This window comes from Paraburkholderia sp. D1E (assembly GCF_052682275.1).
Genome location: NZ_JBQYMB010000001.1, coordinates 2,897,967 through 2,913,855, shown reverse-complemented (window position 1 = coordinate 2,913,855; position 15,889 = coordinate 2,897,967). Strand labels below are relative to the sequence as shown.

Below are 15,889 nucleotides of genomic sequence, written 5' to 3'. Positions count from 1 at the left end.
ATGAACACGTCGAATCATGAAAGCCGGGGCGATTGAGAAACACCCCACCCAGAAGGTACGCATGAACTTGTGCCCCCTCATGTCCACTGGACTTCGGCATTGTCCCGACAATCGTAAGCTGACGCGTTAACAATATGCGTCAAAGCGTAGTTGCAGCGCCTTCTGGCCGCGTTATGCCAAACAATCTGCCGCCTCGCTGCCAGCCAGTTCAAACAGAACGGCAGCCAACTCTTCTGCACTGACCGTTGCAGTGCCACGCTTGCCCACCACAATGTTTGCGCCTGCGTTCGACAGTTTCATTGCTTGCACCGCATCAAGCCCGGCCGCAATAGCCGTTGCAAACACCGAAAGAGCGGTGTCACCCGCACCCGAAACATCAAATACCTCCCGAGCCACTGCTCGCGAGTGGACGATCAACTCGGATGGCCGCACCAGTGACATGCCAAGTTCGGAACGAGTCACGAATATGCTTGCTCCAAGTCTATCCGCCCATACGCGCGCAGCCGTTTCGACTTCAGCATCGGTACCGCAAGGTAGTCCCGTTGAAGCGATTAGTTCCGAGCAGTTCGGCTTGATGACGGCAGCACCCTTGTACGCTTCGAAATCCTTTCGCTTCGGATCAACCACGACGGGGATTCCTTTCTGACGTGCGATGCGTATGCATTCGCTAAGGACTCGGTCCGTTAGCACACCCTTGCCATAGTCGGATATTGCAACCACATGCGCACTGGATAATGCAGCTTCAAACTCGCGAATCAGGGCGTCTTCAACTTGAACTGAAACTGCACGAACGTCCTCAGAATCTGCTCGCAGGATCTGCTGCGATTGGGCAACATACCGTTCTTTCAGGGTGGTACGACGGCTCTTGTCTGTGACAAGAAGCGCCTCGATGCGAGGGGTGTCAGCCAATATTCTTCGGCATTTTTCTCCAGCTTCGTCGTCTCCGACGACCGTAAGCAATTTCGCGCGAGAGCCCAGAGCCGCCACATTCGCTGCGACGTTGCCGCAGCCGCCTAACATGCTTTCTTCGGACTTGATGCTTAATACTGGCACCGGTGCCTCAGGTGAAATTCTCGACACGTGCCCGTAAACAAAGGTGTCAAGAATAAGATCGCCAACAATCAGGATTTCACAGTTTTTAAAATTGGCTGTGGCCACGTCCGAATATTGCACCATGCTCTTTTCGTCTCGGATTCCCTGAGCAAGCCCAGTAACTATCAAATTTTCTTGCGCGCGCCAGGAAACCTGGCAGTACCTTAGCGAATTTTGACGCGCAATTGCTTATCCAAAAATACGCCTTTCTGGAATTTTTCGGCGTGTCACGCAACAATATAAAATATCGTCAAATCATTTAAAACTATTCACCGTGTTCACGACTGGGTAAGCAACGGAGAAGACCACATTCAGGAATTTCTGAAGCTCAGCGATCGGTGCGTTGGATACGTATAAAACATCCTTATTGTTCATCATGAAACTTTGTGCAATAAAGAATGAATTAGGATCGCGCAGATTGACGCGATAGACGACAGGCACTTTTCCATTCGCGGTCGTCTGGACAGGAGAGACCGGCCAGTGGAGTGCATTGGCATCTTCAAGGCGAAAGATGAATACGCCTTGAGCGTCAGACCGGGAGTCTTGTAACCCACCCGAGCGTGCCAATGCCTGAGCCAGAGTGATTCCCTGAGCTTCGAAATTAATCTCATCATTTCTGCCGGTCGCCCCCAATGAGGTAAAGCTGAATGGCTGAAATAGGGCAGTCACTACATCACCGGCGTGAAGCGGCACATTTTGCCGAGGGTCTCGAATTACGCGCTCGAGTGGCAGCGAAGCAACCGTATTACCACGCGTGACCTGAATAGTGATCTTGTCGATCGGCTGTTTCACCCCGCCAGCGGCGGCCAAGGCATCAAGCAATCGTTCGCCACGCGCGCTGAGAGGCATACGGTTACTGCTGGCTACATCGCCAACCACTGTGACGTATGAAGTGGCATTCTGCGACAACTTCACCACAACCTGCGGGTCATGGGCAATATTCTTCAGACGAAGAGCAATGTCGCGTTGCAGTTGAGTGGGCGTGCGGCCCACAGCGGCAATTTCGCCGGCAAACGGCACATTGATCTTGCCGGAACCGTCTATTGTTTGATCCGGCAATACTGTCACGCTCGCGTTACTCACACCGCCTTTAGGGTCAGGCTGGGTTGCTCCAAACAGCGTAGCGGGCGGCGCTTCCCAGATCGAAACTTCGATCGTGTCGCCGACACCTAGCTGTTGCTGGAACGATGTGCTATCACCCAACTCAACCGAAAAATCGCCAACGCTGCGCTCCGCGAAAAGCTTTCTGGCGATATCGTCCGTAACATCGACAATCTGGATGCCAGCCGGATTCGCCGCAGCCCCAACCTTGCTAATCTGCGAACTACTGGGGCCGGAATTGGGAATGCTCGAGCAGCCGCCCAGTAAAAGCGCACCCGCGGCAACCGTGGTGAAAACAAGACAACGTGACAGACGCGGCATTTATTGCAATAGTTAGCAAGAGTTAGTAAGTAAAACGTCGGCGCGAATTGTCTCACGCACTCGGGTAGAATGGCGCTCTGTAATAAAAAATCCCTGCCAGAAAGACCAGAAAATTCCGCGCGCCAGCTAACAAACCGTACTGCACTCCCGTGTCAACCATCCACCTGGACGTCACGCGCCTCCTCACGCGCCTTTACGACGGGCTTTTGCCCACCGGCGTAGACCGCGTCGGCCTCGCATACATTCAAAAGTACAGTGCAAATGCGCGCGCAGTCCTCAGCGAACGCGGCTTTTCGACGGTTTTATCCGAGCGAGACTCCCAGCAAACGTTTGCATGGCTTCGTTCGTCTGTTTGCAACAAGAACGCAATCCGCACATTAGTTGTACGCGCATGCTTTTCTCGCCTGCGAGAAAAAAGCCTCGGCGGAATCCTGTTGCACACAAGTCACAACGGAATGGAATTCGGCCGTTATTACCGGGCAATGACGAAACGCGAAATACGCCCCGTATTCATGGTCCACGATTTAATTCCGTTGACTCATGCCGAATACTGTCGACCAGGAGTGGAGGCGACTCACCGGCACCGCATGCATACCGCACTCAGGCACGCGAGCGGCCTGATCGCCAATTCGCAAGCCACACTCGACTCGCTCGCGGCCGAAGCGCACCAGGCCAATCTGCCGCTCCCGCCGAGCGTGGTGGCACGCCTCGCCTCAGGCGTCACCCAGCAACCACTCGCCCCACGCCCGCTGCCCACGCCCTACTTCGTCATGCTCGGCACCATCGAGCCACGCAAGAATCACTGGTTCATCCTGCACGTGTGGCGGCGCCTGGTCGAGCAGCTCGGCGCAACTGCTCCAAAGTTGGTCGTGATCGGCAGGCGCGGCTGGGAATGCGAAAACGTCGTCGATATGCTGGAGCGCTGCCAAAGCCTGAAAAACGTCGTGATAGAAGAAGCCCACTGCTCCGACGAGCAGCTTCATGCCTATCTCCAGCACGCTCAGGCACTGCTGTTCCCGTCATTCGTCGAAGGCTACGGCATGCCGCTCGCCGAAGCCCTCGCGCTCAAGGTGCCGGTGCTCGCCAGCGACCTGGACGTCTTCCATGAAATCGCCGACGACATTCCGGATTACCTCGACCCGCTCGACGGTCCCGGCTGGCTCGCCCGAATTCAGGCCTATGCTCAGGCCAACAGTCCGGCGCGCGACGCACAATTGGCCCGCATCGAACGCTTTCGCGAGCCGACATGGGCGGAGCATTTCGAACACGTGGACGGTTTTCTTGAGACGCTGCGCTAGATGAAGCAACGCGTCACTGGGCAACCGGCTCCGGATATCCCGGCGATCAATCTGCGCGCCATAACGCGCGGCTTCCGCTCGCTAAACTGGCTGGCCGGACGCTCGGAACATCTGTGGATCGATCGGTTGTTCGGCCGCGTCGCATTGCGCTTCGCCCGTGTAGGCGGCAAGCGCGTCAGCGCCGCTTGGCCAGGTCCGGTCTGGTCGCACGGCGCGTCCGGTACGCCCTTGTTGTCGTGGTTCAGCGCTCCGGTGACGGATGCCGGCGCCGATGCTTTCGTTGTCGCGATCAATTCGGCACTCACCGCCGCGCTCGAACACGATCGGAGCGCCAGCGCTTTGCCCGAAGTCGAGGCCAAGGCCAATGTCGAGCGGCTGATGCAACGGTTCGCGCACAGCCGTGCCTCGACACAGCGCCGATCGCAATCCAGTTGTCCCGCCGCTCTACTCGAAACCAAACGCACAACCCGCGTCATGCTGGTCGACGAGCGCGTACGTTCTCATGGACTTGGCGCGATCGCGGTTCGCAACTCACGTCGAGCCTTCATGCGAATGGTGCACGCCGCACGCTCTGCTCATCCGCAAGCCGAATTCTGGATCGCCCGATCGGATGATAAAGGCGCGGGGCGCTGGCTCTCCGTGTCGGCCGACTGCATGCCACCCGGCGCTCGGCATCTTGCCGATCACGAATCGCTGTGCGCAGCGTTGCCTCATATCGACCACGTCTATACATTGGCCGCCTCGGAGGGCATGCATGCCCTGCTGGCCGGCGTGCCGACGCACGTATTCGGTGCACCCTATTACGCGGGCTGGGGGTTGACCGACGACGACCTGCACTTGCCGAACCGCAGCGCACGTCCCACGCTCGCCGCACTATTCGAGGTGGTCTTCCTGCGCTTTGCGCGCTACCTGAATCCGTCCACGCATGCTCTGGGTACGCTCGACGATCTGCTCGACAGCATCGAGTTGCAGCGAGCAGTCCAGCACCGTTTCGCCGACGTGCAACACGCAGCAGGAATCCGCTTTCAGTGGTGGAAGCGCCCGTTTGCGATGCCGTACATCAGCGCCGGCGGCGCAACGTTACGCTGGACGCGCGAGCCGCAGTCCGTGCAGGCGAACGAATGCGCGGTACTGTGGGGCGCACGCAGCGCGGACGGTCTTGCCCCCGAGGTTCGCCGCGTCAGAATCGAAGACGGCTTCTTTCACTCGACGGGCCTCGGCTCCGACATGATCGCGCCACGCAGCCAGGTCATCGACCACCGCGGCCTCTACTTCGACGCCAGCCAGCCAAGCGATCTCAGCGTACTGCTCAATGAAACCGAGTTCAGCGCTAGCGAGCTGGCGCGTGCTGCGGCACTGCGCGAGCGCGTGGTGACACTTGGCGTTACCAAGTACAACCTTGGCCGGCGTCGCCCTGCGTGGACTGCGCCGGCAGGCAAGCGGGTCGTCCTGGTTCCAGGGCAAGTCGCCGACGACGCATCGATCCGCCTCGGCACGCGCGTCATCAGCACCGCCGACGCACTGTTGCGCGAAGTGCGCAGGCTGCGTCCCGATGCATTCGTGGTCTACAAGCCGCATCCGGATGTTCTGTCGGGCAATCGCAATGGACTGATCGACGCGCAACAACTCGCGGATATTGTCGACACGGAAGCGGACTTGCTCTCGCTCGTCGACGTGGCGGACGAGGTGCACACCTTGTCGTCACTCGCAGGCTTCGACGCGTTGTTGCGCGGCAAAGCGGTCTTCACCTACGGGCTGCCTTTCTATGCAGGCTGGGGACTGACGCACGACGCACTCACGCCATTACCATGGCGCTATCGCACACTGACTTTGGACATGTTGTGCGCGGGCGTGTTGCTGCGCTACCCCCTCTACTGGGACTGGCGCACGCGTCTTTTCACCACGCCGGAAGCGGTAGTCGAACAGCTCGCACCGCAGGCTGCGCGACCGCTCGAACAAGTCCGCGGCAACCGGAAGCGGCCATTGCTCAAGGCAATCCGCTGGACCCGCAACGGAATCCGCCATGCGTCATGGCGTTTCCGGCAAAGGCTCACGCCCCGCGCGTAGCCGTCTCGCCAGAAAACGTAAAAGCCCCGCAAAACTTTCGTCTTGCGGGGCTTTTCTCAAGCAACTACGTTTTCCGCTTATCGCGACATCATGTGCATGCTGACGTTATGCATGATCCACAATGACCCGACAATCAGAATCACGGCCGTCAGCACTGTAAAGCCGAACGCCATGACGTTCCAACGCTGTGCCGACGACGTATTCATGTGCAGGAAGAAAACCAGGTGCACGACGATCTGCACGAGCGCGAGGCCCGCGATCGCAAGCAACGCGTTCTCGCCCGTCAACGTGCCGTTCAGCACGAGGCCGAACGCCGCGGCGGTCAACACGACAGAGAGAATGAAACCTATCGTATAGCTGCCGATGCTGCCGTGACTTTCACCCCCGTGTCCTTCGTCCGAGTGCGCCAGGTGTGAGTGATGGCTATGGTCCATTTAGATCACGCTCGCAAGATAGACAAAGGTGAAGACGCCGATCCACACGACGTCCAGAAAGTGCCAGAACAGGCTCAGGCACGTCAGGCGAATCATGTCGCGCTCGGTCAGATCGCGGTGACGCATCACCTGAATCGCGAGTACCACCATCCAGATCAGGCCGCACGTTACGTGCAAACCGTGCGTGCCGACCAGCGTAAAGAACGACGACAGGAACGCACTGCGGCTCGGGCCTGCGCCCTGTGCGATCAGGTGCGAAAACTCGCGCATTTCCAGCACGAGGAACGCGAGACCCAGCAGGAAGGTCACGCCGAGCCAGAAGAGCAGCACGCCCTTCTTGTTCTTATGCGCGCCCAGCATGGCGAAGCCGTACGTGATACTGCTCAGCAGCAGCATCGACGTTTCAAGCGCGACGCCTGGGATCTCGAACAGATCTTTACCGGTCGGACCACCCGCGAACTGATGGCCCATCACCGCGAAGACGGCGAACAACGCGGCAAAGATGATGCAGTCGGTCATCAGGTACAGCCAGAAACCGAATACCGATTGCGACGGCACATGGTCCGGCGCGAGATGCGGTTGAACCGCAATAGTCTTCTGTAACATCAGTCCACCTCCAACGCGACCTGGGCGCCCGCACCCGTGCGCTTTTCTTCAGTCAGCGCGACGGTGTCTGCCGGGATGTAGTAGCCGTCGTTGTCCATAAAACTGTAGACGATGACCGTGCCGACTGCGCCGACCAGGCCGGCGATCGCAAGCCACCAGATGTGCCATACACCGGCAAAGCCGAGCGCCAGCGAGAACAAGCCCACCAGCAGACCCGCAGGCGTATTCGACGGCATATGAATGTCGCGATAAACCGGCTCTGTTTGCGGCGCTTTACGCGACTTCATGTCGGTGAATGCATCCAGCTTGCGTACCGTCGGGATGAGCGCGAAGTTGTACACCGGGGGCGGCGAGCTCATTGCCCATTCCAGCGTGTGGCCATTCCACGGATCGCCCGAGACATCGCGGTTTTCCGGCAGATTGCGGTCGCGGATACTGACGTACAGTTGCGCCAACTGGCAAGCAATGCCGATAGCGATCAGCCCTGCGCCAAACGCAGCGAGGATCAGCCACGGATGCCAGGCCGGATTGTCGTAATGGTTCAGACGGCGCGTCATGCCCATGAAACCGAGCACGTACAGCGGCATGAACGCGACATAGAATCCGACCAGCCAGAACCAGAACGCAGCCTTGCCGAGCTTTTCATTCAGCTTGAAACCGAATGCCTTCGGGAACCAGTAGTTAAAGCCGGCCAGATAACCGAACAGCACGCCACCGATAATCACGTTGTGGAAGTGAGCGATCAGGAACAGGCTGTTGTGCAGCACGAAGTCCGCACCCGGAATCGCCATCATCACGCCGGTCATACCGCCGATCGTGAACGTGACCATAAAGCCGATCGTCCACAGCACGGGCGTGGTGAATTCCAGACGACCCTTGTAAATCGTGAACAGCCAGTTGAACACCTTCACGCCGGTGGGAATTGCAATCACCATCGTTGCGATACCGAAGAACGCATTGACGTCGGCGCCCGAGCCCATCGTGAAGAAGTGGTGCAGCCACACGAGGAACGACAGCACCATGATCGCGCAGGTCGCCCATACCATCGTCTTGTAACCGAACAGCGGCTTCTTGGCGAAGGTCGCCACGACTTCCGAGAAAATACCGAACGCCGGCAGGATCAGGATGTACACCTCAGGGTGACCCCATGCCCAGATGAGGTTCAGGTACAGCATGGCGTTGCCGCCGCCGTCGTTCGTGAAGAAGTGCATGCCGAGGTAGCGGTCCAGACCGAGCAACGCGAGCGTCACGGTCAGGATCGGGAACGACGCCATGATCAGCACGTTGGTGCAGAGCGCGGTCCACGTGAACACCGGCATCTTCATGAACGTCATGCCCGGCGCGCGCATCTTGACGATGGTCGCGAAGAAGTTCACGCCGGTAAGCAAGGTACCGATACCGGACAGTTGCAAACTCCACAGGTAATAGTCGACCCCGACACCCGGACTGAACTGCAATTCGGACAAGGGCGGATAAGCCAGCCAGCCCGTTTGTGCGAACTCACCGATCACCAGCGACACGTTGATCAGAATCGCGCTGACGGCGGTCATCCAGAAACTCAGCGAGTTGATGAACGGGAATGCAACGTCGCGTGCACCGATCTGCAGCGGCACGATCAGGTTCATCAGGCCAATCATGAACGCCATCGCCATGAAGAAAATCATGATGACGCCGTGTGCCGTGAACACCTGGTCGTAGTGATGCGGCGGCAGATAGCCCGGGCTCATGTAGCCGAGCGCCTGTTGCAGACGCATCATGATCGCGTCCGAGAAGCCGCGTAGCAGCATGATCATCGCCACGATGATGTACATGATGCCGAGCTTCTTGTGGTCGACGGAGGTCAGCCATTCCGTCCACAGGTAGCGCCATTTGCCGAGATACGTGATCGTGCCGAGCACGGCCAGCCCGACGAGCGCCATGAAGACGCCCGCGCCCACGATGATTGGCTCGTGATACGGAATCGCATCGAGCGTAAGTTTTCCGAACATGCGTTACCCCTTACCCTTTGGCGCACAGTTAGCGTCTTTCATGTTGTCGAGGACGTTACCGTTGTTGTATCGGGCAATGATGTTGTGAAAGAGCTTCGGATCGACCGACGAGAAGTAGCGCACGGGCTCCTTCTCCGTAGGCGCCGACATCGTGTGATAGCGGTCCATATCGAGACGGTCGGACGAGCCGCGCACCTTGGCGACCCACGCATTGAACTCGTCAGGCGACGTAGCGAGTGCGCGGAACTTCATGTCCGAGAAACCCTTGCCGCTGAAATTCGCCGCGGTGCCTGCGTAGTTGCCGGCTTCGTCGGCAATCAGATGCAGACGCGTTTGCATACCCGCCATCGCGTAGATCTGGCCGCCGAGTTGCGGAATGAAGAAGGAGTTCATCACCGTATCGGACGTGATGAGGAAGTTCACCGGCGTGCCAACCGGGAACGCCAGTTGGTTCACCGAGGCGATGCCGAGGTCGGGATAGATGAAGAGCCATTTCCAGTCGAGTGCGACGACTTCGACGTTGATCGGCTTCACCTGCGACTCGAGCGGTTTATACGGATCGAGCTCGTGCGTGGTTTTCCACGTCAACACGGCGAGGAAAAGAATGATCAGCGTCGGAATCGTCCAGATGGCGATTTCGATGCCGGTGGAATGCACCCACCCCGGACGATATTCCGCGTTCTTGTTCGACGCGCGATAGCGCCATGCGAACAGCAGCGTGAGCGCAATAACCGGAATAACCACGATCAGCATGGCCACGGTCGACGTGGTAATCAGCTCACGTTCGGCCAGACCCACACTTCCCTTCGGATTCAAAACATCCAGGTTGCTGCAACCCGAGAGCAACAACACGAGGCCGGCGGAAAGGAAACTTATCGACCCTCGCAGAGTCTTTCCTTTCATATCCATTGCCCTTCATTTACGACTTCAACGAACGTCATTCGACCGCTCTCCCTTAGTAAGCGATCGCATAATAGGGGGACGTCAATGAGATATAAACACCCGATTTAGCAACAATCTATTGCGTCGCAACACCGTGCGACACGTTGCCGCACGACTGTGCGCACGTGTGGGTCTGCAATGCTCTATTGCAAAGTGTTGTCGGAGCCGCCGGATTACGAAAGCCCCTTTATATAAGCATTAAAACGCGGCGCGACCTGGATGGTTGCGCCGCGCCTGATGCTCGAAAAGGGGCGTATGCCGATGCGATAAGGCTGTGTCAGCAAGGGCGGCATCCGCGCGACGAATGCTGCACCTGCGTTGCGCTGCACTTCGTTCCGGTCAGCCCGGCGTGCGTGCCGCGACGACAGCAGGTGCCGCCGCCTGCAAGTGCTCGCCACCATCAGCCGGTGCGGAGTCCGAAGGATGTGCGCTTCGTTCCGATTGGGCCAGCAGGGTACCGACCGACGGGTCGATCGCATCGGTGAAAGGCTTCGGATTGATGCCGATGGCCAAAACCAACAAAGCCATCGCACCAAGCAACACGAACTCGCGCTTGCCGAGGTCCTGCAGCTTCGCGACGCGTGCATTGGCGATCGCGCCGAAAATCACCCGCTTGTACATCCACAGCGTGTAGGCCGCGCTCAGGACCAACGTGGATGCCGCAATGGCACCGATCCAGAAATTGAAGCGGATCGCACCCATCAGCACCATGAACTCGCCGACAAAACCCGACGTGCCCGGCAGGCCGATATTAGCCATTGAGAACAGCATGACGAACGCAGCGAAGCGCGGCATGGTGTTGGCTACGCCGCCGTATTCGGCGATCGAAGCCGTCTTCGTGCGGTCGTAGAGCATGCCCGTGCACAACAGCATCGCGCCGGAAACCACGCCGTACGACAGCATCTGCACGATCGCGCCGGCCTGGCCGATGCGGTTGAAGACGAACAGACCGAGCGTCACGAGGCCCATGTGCGCGATCGTCGAATATGCGAGCAAGCGGCGCATGTCGGTCTGCACCAGTGCCAGCAGACTGGAATAGATCACCGCGACCAGCGACAACGTGATCATCATCGGCGCGAAGAAATGGCTGGCCTGCGGGGCGATCGGCAGCGCGAAACGCAGCAGGCCGTAGCCGCCCAGCTTGAGCATACCGATCATCACGGCAGCACCGGTCGGCCCGTCGAGGTGAACGTCCGGCAGCCACGTATGCAGCGGCCACATTGGCACCTTCACACCGAACGCAGCAAGGAAGCCGAGGAAGACCAGCACCTGCGCCCAGGTGCCGAGATGCGTTTCACGCCACAGCGCGAGATCGAAGCTGTGCGTTTGCGCGTACAGGTACAGCATCGACATCAACATCATCAGCGAGCCGAGGAACGAGACGAAGAAGAACTTCACCGCCGCATACGAGCGGTTCGAATTGCCCCACGTGCCGATCAGCAGGTAGAGCGGAATCAGCGTCGCTTCGAACGAGATAAAGAACAACATGCCGTCCATCGACGTGAACACACCCTGCATGAAACCCGACAGCATCAGGAATGCGCCGAAGTACTGCGCGGTGCGTTCGGTGATCGACTCCCACGAGGCGGCCACGATGATGATCGTGGTCAGCGCGGTCAGCGCGACGAGCCACAGCGAAATCCCATCCACGCCCACATGCCATGCAATATCGAAGGTGGGCGACCAGCGGACGTTCTCGACGAACTGCATCGACGTCACGTCGTTGCGGAAATTCGACACGAGCGGAATCACCGGCAGGAAACCCGCTACCGCGCCGATCAGTGCAAGCCATCGCGTGCGGCTACGTGCCGCGTCAGATCCGGCACGCAAAACCACCAGGCCGGCGACAATAGGGATCCAGATGAGTAGGCTAAGAAGCGGAGGCAATGGCATGTGTTCTGTTGAAAACTTGAAATACAAAACGCCGTATCAACGCCTTCAAAAACGAAAGCATTGAAATGGATATGTAGGCTGGATTTCGCTGAAATTGACGTGGAAGCGGCGCTGCCCGCCTCACGTTTACCCGCAGTCGAATGACCAAGGGTGGGAGATTACCAAGATAAGAATACTTTTGCAGCGCAACAATGCTGCAACACCTTTGGCAATGTATTGTTGCCACGCCTGCCCTTGCGAAACGCCGAAAAATGTGCAGATGCACAAATTTATCGCCGATGGCTTTTCACCATGCTTTTTGTATGGAGAAGAAAGCAGTTGGGCAGAACTTAAGCACTCTTGCACGAGCGTGTCCACGCAACGATTGGATTGGAATAAATCATGCTGGTGCATGACGTGCCATCAAGGCCGGTTTCGAGGGGGCCGCGAAAATTTAGCGCGTCCGCGCGCAGAAAATTTTTTGATCCGGCACTCTAAAGAAACGTCGGCGCGCCCCGAAAAGACCCACGCGATCCATTCACCCGCCTGCTTTCAGATGGGTATCAGGCAGTGGCGGCCTATGCCTGCTAGCCTTACAAAACCCGAATATACTTCGGCGGTTCAAGGGCCGACGTTCGTGCGCAGCACGGTAGTTTTTGCACGGTTAGACGCCGCCCTCACCGGCAAGACTTATTGGATCCCGCATGGTGCTTCATGATGAAGGTGTCGTTCCCGCGCTCGAATGCCGCGCGCTTAGCAAGACCTACGGCGCTGGCCGCATCGTGCTGGCGCACCTCGATTTCACACTCGCGCCGGGTGAGTTCGTCGCGATCATGGGTGACTCCGGCGTCGGCAAATCAACACTGCTGAATCTCATTGCAGGGCTCGACAGCGCGGATAGCGGCGACGTGATCATCGACGGCAGCGCGGTCTCGCGTCTGGATGACAACGCGGCAACGCGCTTGCGCCGGCAAAAACTGGGCTTCGTGTTCCAGGCGTTTCACGTGCTGCCGCATCTGACGCTTGCGCAGAATGTCGCTCTGCCGCTGCTATTAAACGATCTACCCGCGGCCGGCGCGCTCGATATGCTCGCGTCCGTCGGTTTGAGCGGCCGGGGCGATGATTTTCCGCGGCAACTGTCGGGCGGCGAATTGCAGCGCGTCGCCATTGCGCGGGCGCTCGTGCATCGTCCGAAACTGATTCTCGCCGACGAACCCACCGGCAACCTCGATCCCGATACCGCGCACGACGTGCTCGGTTTGTTCCGCACGCAAAGCAAGGCAACGGGTGCGGCCACCATCATGGTCACGCACTCGGAAGCGGCCGCAGCCGTGGCGGACCGCATTCTGATTCTGAGCGAAGGCGGCTTGCACGCGTCATCCGGGCGCAGGGCCTTTTCCGGCTCGCAGCCCGACGCCAGACCCATTGCGCGTTCAGCCGATGATGCACGCTGACCCACGCCCGCTGCAGCGAATGCGAGGTCATCGCATACTCGCGCGTTGGCTGTTGGGTGCGGAGTGGCGCAGTCATCGCGCACGCGCACTGGTTGCGATCGCAACGATCGCGCTCGGCGTCGCACTGGGATACGCCGTTCAATTGATCAACAGCGCGGCCTTCAATGAATTCTCAGCGGCGGCTCGCAGCCTGTCGGGCCAGGCCGATCTGCAGGTGCGTGGCGCACAACCTTTATTCGACGAGTCCATCTATCCGCGTTTGTCGACTGAGTCCGGTGTGGCGTTGGCGAGTCCCGTACTCGCTCTCGATGTCACCGTGCCGGATCAGAACGCCGCGCTGCCCGTACTCGGCATCGATGTCTTCAAGGCAAGCCGCATTGCGCCTGATCTGATCGGCGTGCCGTCACCGGAGCGGCCGTTCGATACGCTCGCGGCTAATGCGGTATTTCTCTCGCCGGCGGCGCAGCAATGGCTAAAGGTGAAAATCGGCGATGACGTAGCGCTGCGAAGCGGCACGTCGATCGTGCACTTGCGCGTGGCAGGCGGCCTCGTGAGAACGCGGCCGGGTCAGCGGCTCGCGGTCATGGATATCGCCGCCGCTCAGTGGAGGTTCGGCAAGGTGGGCAAGCTGTCACGCATCGACGTGCAGCTCGAACGCGGCATCGACCGGGAACGCTTCAAGCGTGACCTGCAGGCACGGCTCGGCACGCAGTGGGTGATCTCCGAGACGCGCGACGCCGAAAGCCGGACCGATCGTCTGTCGCGCGCCTACCGGATCAATATGAATGTGCTCGCGCTGGTGGCGCTTTTCACCGGCGCCTTCCTCGTGTTTTCGACGCAGGCGCTGGGTGTCGTGCGACGGCGCGCGCAGTTCGCGATGCTGCGCGTGCTTGGTCTGACGCGTGGGCAGTTGTTGCGGCAGATCCTGATAGAAGGCGCGCTGCTCGGCCTGCTCGGTTCGCTGTCCGGCCTCGCGCTCGGCTATGCGATGGCGAGCGGCGCATTGCGCTTTTTCGGCAGCGATCTGGGCGGCGGCTACTTTCCTGGCGTGCAGCCACACGTCGGTTTCGAACCGCTGGCGACCGCGCTATTTCTGACGCTCGGCATCGCGGTGTCGGTATTAGGCAGTCTTGCTCCCGCATTGGAGGCGGCGCGTGCGCGGCCCGCAGCAGCGCTCAAAGCCGGCGCCGAAGAAGGCGCGTTGGCGCGACTCGCTACGCCGTGGCCCGCTTTGGCATGTCTGCTGGTTGCCGCCGTGCTCACGCAAGTGCCGCCCTTGTTCGATGCGCCTATCGGCGGCTATCTCGCCGTTGCGTTGTTGCTGGTCGGCGGGATTGCGCTGATGCCGCGCGTGACCGCGTTGATCTTTGGTGCGGCGAGCCGTGCGCTCGGTGCGCGGCGTCGCGCCGGCGCGGCGAGCACGTTGGCCTTGGCGCGTCTCGCGAATGCCCCAGGCCATGCATCGATCGCAATGGGCGGCGTGCTGTCGAGCTTCGCGCTGATCGTCGCGATGGCGATCATGGTGGCCAGCTTCCGCGTTTCCGTCGAAGACTGGTTGGGCCACCTGCTCTCGGCCGATCTGTACGTTCGCGTCGCACCGAACGGCGACACCGGTGGCTTGCGCCCCGACGAACAGACTTTGCTGGGTGCCGTGCCCGGCATCAAGACCGCTGCGTTTGCCCGCACTTCGCATCTCACGCTCGATCCTGCACGGCCGGACGTCGCCGTGCTCGCACGTGAAATCGATGCCGCCGATCCAGGTGCGAATCTGCAGATGACCGGGCCGGTTCTGCCTCCTTCCGCGTTGCATGAGGGCGAGACACCTGTTTGGGTGTCCGAAGCAATGGTCGATCTGTATGGATATAAACTTGGCCAGCGCGTGCAATTGCCGCTCGGCGAGCGCGGTCATGTATTCGTTGTGGCCGGCATATGGCGTGATTATGTGCGTCAGACCGGTGCGATCCAGATACGGCTTGCGGATTACCGGCGTTTAACTGCAGATACAGGCGCAACGGATGTGGCCGTCACCGTTCAACCCGGGACGAGCGTTGAACGCGTGATTGCCGGGCTGCGTGCGCTGCCCTACGGTGCGTCGCTAGATCTCTCGCTACCGGGCGAAATTCGCGCGCATACGCTGGTTATCTTCGATCGGAGTTTTGCCGTCACTTATCTGCTCGAGGGTGTCGCGATCGTAATCGGCCTGTTCGGCGTCGCGGCGACGTTCTCAGCGCAAACACTCGCACGAGCCCGGGAGTTCGGCATGCTCCGGCACGTGGGCGTGACTCGCTCACAGGTTCTTTCGATTCTCGCTCTCGAAGGCGGGATGCTCACGGCATGTGGCATCGCGATGGGTTTTGTTCTCGGATTCGCAATCAGTCTGATTCTGGTGTTCGTCGTCAATCCGCAGTCGTTTCATTGGAGCATGTCGCTGCACGTTCCATGGACGGTGCTCGGCACGGTGGCGTTGATGATGTTGGCCTCGTCGTGTTCGACAGCGGTGATTGCGGGACGCGGCGCAGTGTCGGTGGATGCAGTGCGCGCGGTGAAGGAGGATTGGTGATGGAGAGATTGCCGCGTGAGATGACGCGAGCGTCGGCGCATGAGGGCGAGGAGCGAGATTATCGAGTAACTCGCCTCTGTTGCGCGAGTCGCCTCTGGCTCGCGCCCGCCTTGTCGCGCACGTCACCAACTGCGTTGCCTCGCGTTGCGGGCGC

Annotated in this window: 11 protein-coding genes; 4 read left to right on the top strand and 7 right to left on the bottom strand. The window is 59.5% G+C overall.

Translation table 11 applies throughout. The features are described 5' to 3' along the window. Positions 1–171: 171 nt before the first annotated feature. The gene (gene rfaE1, locus ACUN0E_RS13135; protein ID WP_445566838.1) at positions 172–1,176 is read right to left on the bottom strand and encodes a D-glycero-beta-D-manno-heptose-7-phosphate kinase; all 1,005 of its coding nucleotides are present in this window, start codon (positions 1,174–1,176) and stop codon (positions 172–174) included. Positions 1,177–1,347: 171 nt separating this feature from the next. Next, positions 1,348–2,514 (bottom strand): polysaccharide biosynthesis/export family protein, encoded by a 1,167-nt coding sequence (locus ACUN0E_RS13130; RefSeq protein ID WP_445566837.1) that lies wholly within the window; start codon positions 2,512–2,514, stop codon positions 1,348–1,350. 149 nt (positions 2,515–2,663) lie between these two features. Here ACUN0E_RS13130 and ACUN0E_RS13125 point away from each other — a divergent pair, with 149 nt between their 5' ends. Continuing rightward, positions 2,664–3,812 (top strand): glycosyltransferase family 4 protein, encoded by a 1,149-nt coding sequence (locus ACUN0E_RS13125; protein WP_445566836.1) that lies wholly within the window; start codon positions 2,664–2,666, stop codon positions 3,810–3,812. Next, positions 3,813–5,879: a capsular polysaccharide export protein, LipB/KpsS family gene (locus tag ACUN0E_RS13120; RefSeq protein WP_445566835.1), complete on the top strand. Its 2,067-nt coding sequence runs from the start codon at positions 3,813–3,815 to the stop codon at positions 5,877–5,879. 77 nt (positions 5,880–5,956) lie between these two features. On the opposite strand, the gene cyoD is transcribed toward ACUN0E_RS13120, so the two are convergent. The 5 genes from cyoD to ACUN0E_RS13095 all read right to left on the bottom strand — a co-directional run bounded on the left by cyoD (position 5,957) and on the right by ACUN0E_RS13095 (position 11,742). Further along, positions 5,957–6,313, bottom strand: coding sequence for a cytochrome o ubiquinol oxidase subunit IV (cyoD, locus tag ACUN0E_RS13115; protein ID WP_325045337.1), 357 nt, complete (start codon positions 6,311–6,313; stop codon positions 5,957–5,959). Further along, on the bottom strand, positions 6,314–6,919 hold the full coding sequence (gene cyoC, locus ACUN0E_RS13110; RefSeq protein WP_408509686.1) for a cytochrome o ubiquinol oxidase subunit III: 606 nt from the start codon (positions 6,917–6,919) through the stop codon (positions 6,314–6,316). Further along, positions 6,919–8,907 (bottom strand): cytochrome o ubiquinol oxidase subunit I, encoded by a 1,989-nt coding sequence (gene cyoB, locus ACUN0E_RS13105; RefSeq protein ID WP_445566834.1) that lies wholly within the window; start codon positions 8,905–8,907, stop codon positions 6,919–6,921. The genes cyoC and cyoB overlap by 1 nt, the downstream gene beginning before the upstream one ends. A 3-nt stretch (positions 8,908–8,910) precedes the next feature. Next, a complete protein-coding gene (gene cyoA, locus ACUN0E_RS13100; protein WP_408225230.1) occupies positions 8,911–9,810 on the bottom strand; it encodes a ubiquinol oxidase subunit II in 900 nt (299 codons plus the stop codon). Between the two features lie 378 nt (positions 9,811–10,188). Next, positions 10,189–11,742 carry an NADH-quinone oxidoreductase subunit M gene (locus ACUN0E_RS13095; RefSeq protein ID WP_445566833.1) on the bottom strand — a complete coding sequence of 518 codons (1,554 nt, stop codon included), beginning with the start codon at positions 11,740–11,742 and terminating at the stop codon, positions 10,189–10,191. Positions 11,743–12,425: 683 nt separating this feature from the next. Here ACUN0E_RS13095 and ACUN0E_RS13090 point away from each other — a divergent pair. Both ACUN0E_RS13090 and ACUN0E_RS13085 read left to right on the top strand, forming a co-directional pair. After that, a complete protein-coding gene (locus ACUN0E_RS13090) occupies positions 12,426–13,175 on the top strand; it encodes an ABC transporter ATP-binding protein (RefSeq protein ID WP_408509688.1) in 750 nt (249 codons plus the stop codon). Beyond that, positions 13,162–15,735 carry an FtsX-like permease family protein gene (locus tag ACUN0E_RS13085; RefSeq protein ID WP_445566832.1) on the top strand — a complete coding sequence of 858 codons (2,574 nt, stop codon included), beginning with the start codon at positions 13,162–13,164 and terminating at the stop codon, positions 15,733–15,735. The genes ACUN0E_RS13090 and ACUN0E_RS13085 overlap by 14 nt, the downstream gene beginning before the upstream one ends. Positions 15,736–15,889: the final 154 nt, after the last annotated feature.

Bases quoted from the DNA above. Each gene is read 5' to 3' on its own strand.
- ACUN0E_RS13085 (WP_445566832.1), top strand. From the start codon at position 13,162: ATGATGCACGCTGACCCACGCCCGCTGCAGCGAATGCGAGGTCATCGC.
- ACUN0E_RS13090 (WP_408509688.1), top strand. From the start codon at position 12,426: ATGGTGCTTCATGATGAAGGTGTCGTTCCCGCGCTCGAATGCCGCGCG.
- cyoA (WP_408225230.1), bottom strand. From the start codon at position 9,810: ATGAAAGGAAAGACTCTGCGAGGGTCGATAAGTTTCCTTTCCGCCGGC.
- ACUN0E_RS13095 (WP_445566833.1), bottom strand. From the start codon at position 11,742: ATGCCATTGCCTCCGCTTCTTAGCCTACTCATCTGGATCCCTATTGTC.
- ACUN0E_RS13130 (WP_445566837.1), bottom strand. From the start codon at position 2,514: ATGCCGCGTCTGTCACGTTGTCTTGTTTTCACCACGGTTGCCGCGGGT.
- rfaE1 (WP_445566838.1), bottom strand. From the start codon at position 1,176: ATGGTGCAATATTCGGACGTGGCCACAGCCAATTTTAAAAACTGTGAA.
- cyoC (WP_408509686.1), bottom strand. From the start codon at position 6,919: ATGTTACAGAAGACTATTGCGGTTCAACCGCATCTCGCGCCGGACCAT.
- ACUN0E_RS13120 (WP_445566835.1), top strand. From the start codon at position 3,813: ATGAAGCAACGCGTCACTGGGCAACCGGCTCCGGATATCCCGGCGATC.
- cyoD (WP_325045337.1), bottom strand. From the start codon at position 6,313: ATGGACCATAGCCATCACTCACACCTGGCGCACTCGGACGAAGGACAC.
- cyoB (WP_445566834.1), bottom strand. From the start codon at position 8,907: ATGTTCGGAAAACTTACGCTCGATGCGATTCCGTATCACGAGCCAATC.